6 protein-coding genes and 1 pseudogene are annotated in these 9,000 nt (G+C 64.8%); 3 read left to right on the top strand and 4 right to left on the bottom strand.

Going from position 1 to position 9,000, the window contains the following annotated elements; translation table 11 throughout:
- Both ACH2EI_RS11125 and ACH2EI_RS11120 read right to left on the bottom strand, forming a co-directional pair.
- Positions 1-204 (bottom strand): annotated as a pseudogene (locus tag ACH2EI_RS11125) (hypothetical protein); the annotation flags it as partial.
- A complete protein-coding gene (locus tag ACH2EI_RS11120; RefSeq protein ID WP_395155619.1) occupies positions 201-1,268 on the bottom strand; it encodes a hypothetical protein in 1,068 nt (355 codons plus the stop codon). The gene ACH2EI_RS11120 and the pseudogene ACH2EI_RS11125, both read right to left, overlap by 4 nt.
- Positions 1,269-2,218: 950 nt before the next feature.
- Between ACH2EI_RS11120 and ACH2EI_RS11115 the strand changes: the two genes are divergently transcribed.
- Together ACH2EI_RS11115 and ACH2EI_RS11110 are read left to right on the top strand one after the other, a co-directional pair.
- Positions 2,219-3,406, top strand: a complete 1,188-nt coding sequence (locus tag ACH2EI_RS11115) for a TauD/TfdA family dioxygenase (protein ID WP_395160036.1) — start codon at positions 2,219-2,221, stop codon at positions 3,404-3,406.
- The gene (locus ACH2EI_RS11110; RefSeq protein WP_395155621.1) at positions 3,406-4,929 is read left to right on the top strand and encodes a trimethylamine methyltransferase family protein; all 1,524 of its coding nucleotides are present in this window, start codon (positions 3,406-3,408) and stop codon (positions 4,927-4,929) included. Before ACH2EI_RS11115 ends, ACH2EI_RS11110 begins: the two co-directional genes overlap by 1 nt.
- On the opposite strand, the gene ACH2EI_RS11105 is transcribed toward ACH2EI_RS11110, so the two are convergent.
- Positions 4,920-7,067 (bottom strand): S9 family peptidase, encoded by a 2,148-nt coding sequence (locus tag ACH2EI_RS11105; protein ID WP_395160034.1) that lies wholly within the window; start codon positions 7,065-7,067, stop codon positions 4,920-4,922. The genes ACH2EI_RS11110 and ACH2EI_RS11105 overlap by 10 nt on opposite strands.
- Before the next feature lie 60 nt (positions 7,068-7,127).
- Positions 7,128-7,304 carry a hypothetical protein gene (locus tag ACH2EI_RS11100; protein WP_395153503.1) on the bottom strand — a complete coding sequence of 59 codons (177 nt, stop codon included), beginning with the start codon at positions 7,302-7,304 and terminating at the stop codon, positions 7,128-7,130.
- Positions 7,305-7,329: 25 nt separating this feature from the next.
- Between ACH2EI_RS11100 and ACH2EI_RS11095 the strand changes: the two genes are divergently transcribed.
- Complete coding sequence (locus ACH2EI_RS11095; RefSeq protein WP_395153502.1) at positions 7,330-9,000, top strand: ABC transporter substrate-binding protein; 1,671 nt, start codon at positions 7,330-7,332, stop codon at positions 8,998-9,000.

The following is a 9,000-nucleotide window of genomic DNA, read 5'->3' as shown; positions in this document are numbered from 1 at the left end:
TTCGTCCGCGAGTCGAGCAGGGTCGAAGACGAGGTCGGCGTCGGTGGTGAATGGTTGGTATCCGGGCAGTCGATCCACGGTGCGGACGTAGACCGCTTGGGCTCCGATCAGGACGAACGCGTCGAGGTGCGGGCGAAGCCCCACGAGAGCATCGAGCAGGACGCAGCGGGCATCGACGTACTCGCTCCTGAGTCCGTCACTCACGGGAGTTCAGGCTCCGAGGTGAGTGCTGCCGACTGCCACCGAGGCGCGCGTTGTCGCATCCAGTCGAGGAGCGCTTCACCTTCGGCCGGCATGCGGCCGAACCCGGTGAGGCAGTCGATGGCGACCTGCGCGAGCGATGCGAACACGAGACCGTTCTGCTCCCAGGTGCGCTCATACACAATTGGATCGTAGGGAACGGCTGTCACAACGTTCCCGCCGGTTCTTGTCGGACGCAGCCGAACGGTCTCGGCCAGCCGCTCAGGATCGTCGGTGTAGACGACGGCGATCTCGGGCGCGGCAACCGAGACGAGTCGGCTGGACGCGAACGAGCCGGTGACGGCCCACCGTTTCAGCTTCGACGACGACAGGTCTCGAAGGAACTGCTCCGGGCCTGCGGGCGCAATCCAACTCGTGGTCTCGTTGTCGGCGAGCAGGCCGTAGGTGCGCGTGACCTGACGGATCATCGCCTCCCAGTCGACCCGCTCGATCGGCTTGCGGGGCTGGCGCTCGATCAGCAACTCCTGGCCGAGCCCGGTGAGCAGACGGGAGACGTAGCCGGCGTCCATGTCGAGCGCCTCGGCGAGTTCGCCGAGACCGTAAGGCGGGACCACCTCGGCCAGTGTGCGTTCGAGCGCCCACGCTCGTGGCCCGCGCAGACTGCTCAGCGTCTTGGGACGCGGGGCCGGGTCTCGCGCTGCACCGTCAGCCTGGATGACGACCAGCGGCTCATCGAGGGAGATCGACAGGTTTCCGGTGGAGTCGGCGTAGCTCTGTGCGCGATCGCCGAGGATCGTCCTCGTGCGAGGGCTGAGCCAATCGGATATCACGACGGTCGGCTCGTCGAAGTCGGGCAGCGTCGCGGCTGCCCGAGGATCCATCCGTCTTCGGACGAACGCCTGCACCTCGAAACGGTCACCGGCAGGGGAGACGAAGCGGATGATCCCCCCGTCGGCTGTCCGCGACGCCACCGACACTTGCCAGCTCGACGGGAGCCGGCCCGCGAGCTGCTCGCCTGCGCCGGCGAGCAGCTTCTGAATCACCTTCGGAGTCGGTTTGCGGGCCATGTGAGAATCGTCTGAATCGTGAGGAGGGGTTGAGCTCCAGTCTGAACCAATTTGCTCAGATAGTCAACTTGCCTGAATCAGGCAAGTGGCTGAAATACGCACGTCTTCTAACGATTCTTCTAACGATTTGGTCGTCACAGGCCGAAATCAGCTATCACAGCCCGACATCAGGAAGTCGCGAAACCCCTGCTCAGCGGGACGAATCGGCACAGCCCGTCACAGCCCGACATGTACCCGAGCCAGCTCATAACCCGAAGGTCGTAGGTTCAAATCCTACCCCCGCCACCATCAGCCGATCAGGAAAGTCTCTGATCAGCGTTTAAGAAAGTCCGTCCTTCGAGGCGGGCTTTCTGCGTTTTCGGGAGAGAAGGTCAAAGCAGGCGCGTCAGCTGGCTGCGTGCGCAGCAACACACTTGAATCACCGTCGTGGGTGTGCCTGCGTACACTTCACTGATGAGGTTGCTGCGCCGCCTGCTTCGATCGTTGAGGCGTTTTGTCCCGCAGCGGTACTCCGGCGGTCGGTTGGACCACCTCGACGAGGACGCGCAGAGAGAAGTTCTCGCACAACACGTCCGCAACGGGTTCTGACCGGCCGTGGCGGCGGCGCCGAACGCTGCAGCTAGGGTTCGTTGACCGTGTTCGCGAGCGTCGCGGCGTGCTTGAGGACGCTCAAATGCCGGCGCTCTACGCGCCTGGCGCCGCCGGGGCACTGTTGCATTGAGTCATCCAGCGCGAACTCCAGCCGCCGTCAGTGGCGCCAGTAGGCCTCGAACGACACTGTCGCCCAGCACCACAACCACTTAGAGTGACAGAACGCAACGACTCGACCGTCATAGTGGCGCAATGCAACAGTGCCGTCTGGCGCGCACCAGTGAGCGGGTCAGATCGACTGGGAGCTAAGATTATCGTGCCCAGCCCGTGGCATCCGTCAGGCCCAAGGAGAGTCGTCGATGTCCAACAAATCGGTGTGCATCGAACGCGCTGATGTCGCGCCTGATGGTCAGATCCGGGTGGAGCTGCGGTGTCATGGCGACACTGATGGTGCCGGGTCAACCGCCACGCTGCAACTGCCGTTGCGGTGGGTACGCGACCACAGCGAAGACCCTGCCTCACTCGACCCGGCAAGTCGCCAGCGACTCGTGGACACGTTCGCGATCCCGGGGGATCTCGTCGTGGAGGCACTGCATCACACGCCCGATGCGCTGGTCATCGAGTGGGCCTACGGCGAACCGTCCTCACGGCTCACGTTGGAACTGCTGAGCGGCCTCGCCATGCCATCAATGCCTCGACGTGAGACATGGGGCGTCGAGAACCTCCCCGATCTCACCGGCCTCCCCAATGTTGCGGATGTGTCCCCGTGGCGCGATGCCGATGCCGTGCTGCACGACGACCAAGCGCTACTCGAATGGCTTGACGATGTCGATGCACGGGGATTCGGTCTCGTTCGGGGGTTGGACACGACCGGGGGCGCGGCCGAGCAATTGGCGCGGCGTGTCGGACCGATCCGCGCCACCATCTTCGGGGAGATGTGGACGCTCGCGTCCGATCTGGCCGACCACGCCGATTCCGCGTACTCCGAAACTTTTCTTGAGCCGCACACCGACGGGTCCTACTCCCACGATTCGCCGGGTACGCAGATGTTTGCGTGCATGGAGCGCTCGGGCACCGGAGGCGAGAGCATCCTCGTCGACGGCTTCGACGTCGCCGAACGGCTTCGGCGCGAGGCGCCCGAGTACTACGGCCTCCTGACTCGCGTCGCCGTTCCCGGCCAGTACATCGAACCCGGGGTGCATCTCCGCGCCGAACGCACGACGATCAGCGTCAATAGCCGCGGGTTGGTCCGGCAACTCACGTTCAACAACTACGACCGAGCGCCCTTCCTCTTGGACCCCGAGGAGATGACTGCGTGGTACGAGGCGTACGGCTACCTCCATGAGTTGATCAACGACCGCAGCCACTGGCTGACGATTCGTCTCGACCCCGGCGACGTCGTGCTGTTCGACAACTGGCGGACCCTGCACGGACGAATGGCCTACACCGGTACCCGCGTCTTCGAGGGGTGCTACCACGCTCACGAGGACTTCGAGAGTCGTCTGCGTGTTCTGCAGGCCGTGCGCCCCGCCGAGGACGGACACTGATGGCTCGCATTCGACCTGATCGTTCGGGGCGCGGCCGAGGGACGATCAGTCAACTCGCTTGGCGCGACGTGGTCAATCAGCGGCCGCACACCGAGGTCCTTCGACCCGAACAGCTGGAGGATCTTCACGAAGCCTCGCTCCAACTCCTCGCGCACACGGGCATGCGGGTCCTCGAGCCTGGTGCTCGCGAGCGATTCCGACGCGCAGGCTGTGCCGTACTCGACGACCGCGTGCGATTCGACCCCGACATGGTGATGGAGACAATTCGCACTGCACCCTCAACGTTCACGTTGCGCGCCCGCAATCCGCAGCGCAACCTGACCGTGGGCGGCAACCATCTGATCTTCACCGCGATCGGCGGACCCGCGTTCTGTTCCGATCTCGACCACGGTCGGCGGCCCGGCACGTTCGCGGAGCAGCGTGATTTTCTTCGGCTCATTCAGTCGGTCAACATCATCCATCAGGAGGGCGGTGGCCCATTCGAGGCCATGGATCTCCCAGCCGAGACGCGGCACCTCGACCTTCTCGCGTCGCTGGCACAACTGCTCGACAAGAACTGGCAGGGGATTGCGCTTGGTCGCGAGCGTGCGGCGGACTCGATCGACATCGCAGCGATCGCACTCGGCACCGATCGAGACGGCCTCGCCGCCGAGCCGGCCGTGCTGGCAATCGTCAACACGAACACTCCACTCAGCTTGGACATCCCGATGGCGGAAGGTCTCACGGAACTCTCCGAAGCCGGTCAGGCGGTGTGCATCACTCCGTTCACGCTCGCCGGAGCGATGGCGCCAGCGACCTTGGCCGGCGCGCTCGCCCTGCAGAACGCCGAGGTGCTCGCCGGTGTGGTGCTGACCCAACTGGTCCGGCCTGGTGCGCCGGTGATGTACGGCTCGTTCACGTCGAACGTCGACATGCGCAGCGGTTCGCCGGCATTCGGCACTCCCGAATACACACTCGCCGCGCAGGCGGGTGGGCAACTCGCCCGGCGCTACGGGCTTCCGTACCGGTCGTCGAACACCACCGCCGCGAACTCTGTCGACGCTCAAGCCGCCTACGAGAGTGCGATGTCGCTGTGGGGCGCAATCGCCGGTGGAGCAAACCTCGTTAACCACGCTGCAGGGTGGCTCGAGGGTGGTCTCACCGCGTCGTTCGAGAAGCTCGTGGTGGACGCCGAGATGCTCCAGATGATGGCTGAGTACCTGCAGCCGATCGTGGTCGATGAGGACTCGCTCGGTCTTGCGGCGATCGACGAGGTCGGCCCGGGTGGGCATTTCTTTGCATCACCACACACCATGACGCGTTTCGAGACGGCGTTTTACCAACCGCTTGTGTCTGACTGGCGGAACTACGAGACGTGGGCCGAATCGGGCAGCATTGACACGACGCAGCGCGCCAACCGCATCTGGAAGCAACTTGTTGCGGGCTACGACGAGCCGACGCTCGACGCCGCGATCGACGAGCAGCTCACCGAGTTCGTCGCCCGACGAAAGATCGAGCTCGGGTCAACCGGAGCTCAGAGATAGCGCGCGAACCAGTCGATCACCCGCTCCATCCGGTCGACCCGTCGGTCGGGTCTGCCGGCTGCGGCGAAAACGTGGAACTCGTCGGGATACACGACGTACTCGACGGTCCGGCCGAGGTGACGGAGTGCGATGAAAAACTGTTCGTTGTCTTGCGCCGGACATCGCAGGTCGGCCTCGGCCTGCAGCAGGAGCAGCGGCGTGTCGATGGCTGCAACGTGACGCAGCGGCGACTGTCGCCAGAGCGATTCGACACCGAGGGCGCTGAGCGGATCGCCCATGAGCGCAGCGCGGTTGTACTCGGGACCGGTATCAGAATTTGCCCACACGGCGACCTGGTTGGTCACGCCGTTCTCCGAGACGGCGGCCGCGAAACGGTCAGATGTCCCGACGAGCCAGTTGACCATAAACCCGCCGTAGCTGAGCCCGAGCGCTCCGAGCCGCGTCGGGTTCGCCAGACCCCGGTCGACGACGTAATCGAGTGCCGTATGCACGTCCGCGGCATCGACGCCGCCCCAGTCGCCGAGTTGCGGGGCGATCCACGATGCCCCGTACCCAGCAGACCCGCGAATGTTCGGGAGTACGACGCGGTACCCGGCACCGGTGAGCAGCAGCACCTCGATCGGCGGTGTTGGCCCCCAGCACCCGAGCGGGCCACCGTGTACGTCGACGATCGTCGGCAACGGGTTGGACCCGGCGCTCGCCGGTGATGCAATCCACACGTCAATGTCACCGCCCGGCCCCGGGACCGCGACACAGGTCATGTCGGGAAGTGCCAGCTGGCGTTGCCATGCCGAGCCCGTTGTCGTGTGGGTGACAAAGCCACGCGGTATGCCGTGCGCCAAGTTGCGCTTCGGTCCGAGCGACGGGTCGGCCAGATCGGCCGTCATCAGTTCCATGGCGCGGGTGCCGAGGGTGGCGAGCATCGCGATGCGGGCGGGCCGCGTCGGGCTGGCCGGCACCACGGCAATCGACTCCGTCATTGCTTCGGCTCTGGGCTCGGCGAACGTCGGTGCGTCGATAGTTCGGCCGGTGCGGCGATCGATCACCCACCGCTCGGGCAGGCTTCGCCCCCGGTTGGTCACCACCGCCACGATGGTGCGCTCGTCGGCCCACACAGGACCGGGCCGCCCACCGACCATCCAACCGTTGAGGTCACAGTCGGCCCAGTTCCCGATGTGCCGGTCGAGGTCCGGCGACACTTCGATCGGTGACGTCCGGCGGCGGGTGTCACCGCGCACGAGGAGGAGACCGGGGATCGCGTCGTCGAGCGGAGCGGGGGCCATGTTGCCGACGGCGGCCAACCATCGACCGTCGGGGGAGTAGGCAGGTCGGGTCGCTCCGCCCGGCGCGTCGAGCACCAGTCGAGGTTCCGATTCGCCGATGGCATCAACGGACCAGATCCTCGGGTGGGGTCGGAGGTCGCTGTCAGCGCCCGGGTCAGCGACGAACGCGATCGAACCGCCATCGGGTGCCCACGTGATTCCCGAAACTCCCCAGTCGCCCGATGTGAGCTGGCGTGGCCGCCGGCGGGCAGTGGTGGCGTCGTATGTGCCACCGTCAGCTCCACCGTCAGCTCCACCTACGTCGAGCACGAAGAGGTGTGCCCAATGGTCGCGGTGGCCGACTCCGTCGAGTCGCCAATCGGTTCGCACAATGTGACGAGCGACCGGCGTCGTCGACTTCGTGTCTCCGACGGGGGTGCGTCGGCCGACGATGAAGCGGGGTGGATCGACGTCGGCGGTGAACGCCAACCGAGTGCCGTCGGGTGACCAGGCGAGCTCGCTGATGGCACCGTGCACCGGGCGTCTCCCACTTGGCGCGAGCCAATGCAGGCGTCCAGGTCGTCGGCCGTCGAGTCGCACCGTGCACAATTTGGCGGGCGCATCCTCTTGATCCGGATCGCTCCGAAGAAACGCGACGACCGAGCCGTCGGGAGTGAGTCGGGGTGAACGATCCACCACCCGACCTGACGTGACCGGCCGAGCCTGGTCGAGAGCATCGGTGTCGATATCGACCAAGTGCAGTCTGCTGACGTAGCGCCCGCGTTCGACCGATCTGATCGCGATGACAGCATTTCCAGTGGTGGCGACGTCGAGTTCCTCGATCACCCGTTGGTTCGCGATGTCAGCGGGTCTCATCGGCCGAGTTCGCGGGTGCATGGGCGCATCGTAGAACCATGTCAAGTCCCCGTGTGAACGTCAGATTTCGCTCTTGCGTTCTGGCGCGGAAAGGTGAACAATCACCAGCAACCGGACGGCCTGCATGTGGTCGTCCCTTTGGTTGTTGGGGGATTGCATGTTGAAGCGTTCGGTACGCAGGTTGCTCGTCTCGGCTGCGATCGGTGCTGTCGTATTGGCGGCGGGATCAGCGTCCACGCCAGCATCGGCTCAGGAAGCGCCGGTGACGTTGATCGTGGGCCTGACGCAGCCGTGGGAGACGCTCAACCCGGTCATCGGTTTTGCCGTGCCGGAATACGAGTTCTGGAATATCCAGTACGAAGGGTTGACGACGTTCTCTGCCAACGACTTCACCCCGCAGCCGGGATTGGCCGAGTCATGGGTCGAGAACGAGGTCGGGCTGTCCTACACCTACACGCTGCGTGAGGGGCTGGCATGGTCTGACGGCACACCACTGACCGCCGAGGACATCGCGTGGAACATCAACACGTCGCGCGATCAGGAGTGGGCGAACTACATCGCGAGCGTCGCCAATCTGAGCGCTGAGGTCGTCGATGAGCGGACCGTTACGGTGACATCGTCGACGCCCGATCCAAAGCTTCCATCGGTCGGGATCTACTTCGTTCCCAAACACATCTGGGAGCCCGTGGCAGATCCCGCCACCATCGAATCGTACGAAGCGCTTGACGGCGTCGGCAGCGGCCCGTTCGTGCTGGACGGCTACAAGTCGGAGGAGTCGTTGACCATGGTGGTCAACGAGAACTGGCACGGTACAAAACCGGCGTATGACCGTCTGATCTTTCGGTACTTCTCGAACCCCGATGCCATGGTTGCTGCATTGCAGCGAGGTGAGATCAATGCAGCGCACGAGTTGCCGGCCGCATCGGTGGCACAACTCGAAGCCGACCCGGATATCGAGGTGATCACGGGCGTGCAAGGCGGTTTCAGCGAGATTGCCCTCAACCTCGGCGCCGCCGAGGGCCAACCGAACCCCGCGTTGCTCGACATCGAGTTCCGCAAGGCACTGAACCACGGGATCGACAAAGCTGGTGGAGCAGAGGACCTGTGGTTCGGGCTCAGCGAGCCGATCGACACGATCAGCGTCAGTGCGAACCCCGCCTTCATGCCAGAGATCTCCGACGCCGAACGCTTCGACTACAACCCGGCCAAGGCCAACGAGATCCTCGATGCCGCCGGGTACCTCGACACTGACGGCGACGGCACACGGGAACTTCCGGGCGGAGGCGAGAACATCGTGCTGCGTCATGCGGTCAACACCGACGTTGACCTCGCCAACGAGGTGGGCGAACTCTTCAGCGGATGGATGCGCGAGATCGGCATCGGCGTGGAGCTGTCGTCATACGACCAGGATCAGATCTTTACCGCCATCGTGGACGGCGACTATGACACGTTCTACTGGGGGTGGGTCCCCTTCGTGGATCCGACTCCGATGCTGTCGTACTGGACCGAGGCCGAACTCGGGAACTTCAACGACGCCAACTGGTCGGATCAGCGGTTCGAGGAGCTGTACGTCCAGCAGCAGCAGGAGCTCGATCCCGCAGCTCGACTCGACCTCGTCCACGAGATGTTGAGGATCGTTCACGACCAGGCCGGCTACATCGCCGTCTGGTACAGCCCCGATATCCAGGCGTACCGAACCGATGGATTCGAAGGCTGGGTCCGCCAGCCGGCCGCCGACGGCCCAATCTTCTTCTCGCAGTCGTCGCCGTCGTACGCACTCGTCAGCCCTGTCGTCGCCGCGGGTGGCAACGGCGACGGTGGTGGGCTCAGTGGGGTGGCGATCGCGGCGATCGTGGTTGCCGCATTGGCGGCGATCAGCGCGGGCGGGTACCTCGCGTCTCGGAAACGGGCAAGCGCCGACGAGCGAGAGTGA

Origin of the sequence: Ilumatobacter sp. (assembly GCF_041688325.1) — a bacterium.
Lineage (GTDB): Bacteria > Actinomycetota > Acidimicrobiia > Acidimicrobiales > Ilumatobacteraceae > Ilumatobacter_A.
Note: the sequence above shows the minus strand (reverse complement) of the source record. Positions and strands in the feature narration are given on the sequence as shown.

Bases quoted from the DNA above. Each gene is read 5' to 3' on its own strand.
- ACH2EI_RS11120 (WP_395155619.1), bottom strand. From the start codon at position 1,268: ATGGCCCGCAAACCGACTCCGAAGGTGATTCAGAAGCTGCTCGCCGGC.
- ACH2EI_RS11115 (WP_395160036.1), top strand. From the start codon at position 2,219: ATGTCCAACAAATCGGTGTGCATCGAACGCGCTGATGTCGCGCCTGAT.
- ACH2EI_RS11105 (WP_395160034.1), bottom strand. From the start codon at position 7,067: ATGAGACCCGCTGACATCGCGAACCAACGGGTGATCGAGGAACTCGAC.
- ACH2EI_RS11110 (WP_395155621.1), top strand. From the start codon at position 3,406: ATGGCTCGCATTCGACCTGATCGTTCGGGGCGCGGCCGAGGGACGATC.